This window comes from Aestuariivita boseongensis, from assembly GCF_001262635.1.
GTDB classification, from domain to species: domain Bacteria; phylum Pseudomonadota; class Alphaproteobacteria; order Rhodobacterales; family Rhodobacteraceae; genus Aestuariivita; species Aestuariivita boseongensis.
In genome coordinates this window covers 1-1,369 of record NZ_JXYH01000113.1, presented here as the reverse complement: position 1 = coordinate 1,369, position 1,369 = coordinate 1, and the positions used below count along the sequence as shown (strand labels likewise).

Below are 1,369 nucleotides of genomic sequence, written 5' to 3'. Positions count from 1 at the left end.
GCGGGCTAATGAGATGGTCACCCCCACACCCTGCGAGGGCTACGCTTTCGCAGGGTGTTTTGTTTTTGGAGGCCATCATCATGAGCGAGTCAGCACTGATCGGGATCGATCTCGGCAAACATAATTTCCACCTTCTGGGCCAAGACAAATCGGGCCGCGAGGTGTTTCGCAAAAAGCTCTCGCGAGCGCAGATGATGCGGTTCTTCGGCAACTTGCCGAGCTGCGTCGTGGTAACGGAAGCCTGTGCCGGCTCTCACTTCATCGCCCGTCAGCTTGCGGCGATGGGGCATACGACCAAGTTGATTTCACCGCAGTTTGTCCGCCCTTTCGTCAAGGGCAACAAAAATGACTTTATCGACGCAGAGGCCATTTGCGAGGCGGCTTCCCGTCCGTCCATGCGCTTCGTTACGCCTAAAACCGAGTCTCAGCAAACCCTGTCTGTCCTGCATCGCATGCGCGAGTCGTTGGTGCATGACCGCACCAAGACAGCCAATCAGATGCACGGTTTCCTGCTGGAATTTGGCATCAGCCTGCCCAAAGGCTCAGCCATCATGAAGCGTTTGGCAGCTGTTTTGGCCGAGCATGAGCTGCCTGTGCGGCTGACAGTGCTGTTGCAACGCCTGCACGATCACTTCGTTTACCTGGATGAACAGATCAAGGAACTGGACAAACAACTGGCTTGCCAGCTGGCCGACGATGATCTGGGGAGCCGTTTGCTTAGCATGCCGTGTGTCGGTCCGATCACCGCCAGCCTTCTGGCTGTAGAAATGGGCGATGGCAAGCAATACCGATGCAGTCGCGATTTTGCGGCTTCAGTGGGCTTGGTGCCGCGACAGTACAGCACGGGCGGCAAAGCCAATTTGTTGGGGATCAGCAAGCGGGGTGACAAGCACCTGCGGCAACTGCTGGTGCAATGCTCCAGGGTTTACATGCAGAGGCTGGATCATCAGAAGGGGGCTTTGGCCGACTGGGTGCGAGCGCTGCTGCGCCGACGACACTCGAATGTGGTGGCCTGTGCCCTGGCCAACAAACTGGCGCGTATCGCTTGGGCGATAGCGGCTCACCATGCGCAATATGAAGCAGGGCCAGACGCCTTGAACGCCTGACCCTGCGGTTGTTGCAGTACCACAATTCACCCTTCAGGTTTTGCGATAGCTGAACAACGGATGACGTGAACGGCCTACCGGCCTGGCGAAGATCCTGACATAAAAATCGGCTTCAGAAGCCGACGGGCTTTTAAGGATCGTCAGGCGCGACTCTCATCGTGGCGCTGGGGCAAGCCCCAAACAGACGCCGGATAGATTTAAGCAAGCCAACCACATCGCCCGTTAATCAGTATTGCAAAAATGGGGGGGACCATAGATTTTTT

1 protein-coding gene is annotated in these 1,369 nt (G+C 56.7%); it reads left to right on the top strand.

All coding sequences use genetic code 11. The features are described 5' to 3' along the window. Positions 1–80: 80 nt before the first annotated feature. Entirely contained in the window at positions 81–1,106 is a 1,026-nt protein-coding gene (locus tag TR61_RS19370) for an IS110 family RNA-guided transposase (RefSeq protein ID WP_024074122.1), read from the top strand. The last annotated feature ends 263 nt before the right edge of the window (positions 1,107–1,369 follow it).

Bases quoted from the DNA above. Each gene is read 5' to 3' on its own strand.
- TR61_RS19370 (WP_024074122.1), top strand. From the start codon at position 81: ATGAGCGAGTCAGCACTGATCGGGATCGATCTCGGCAAACATAATTTC.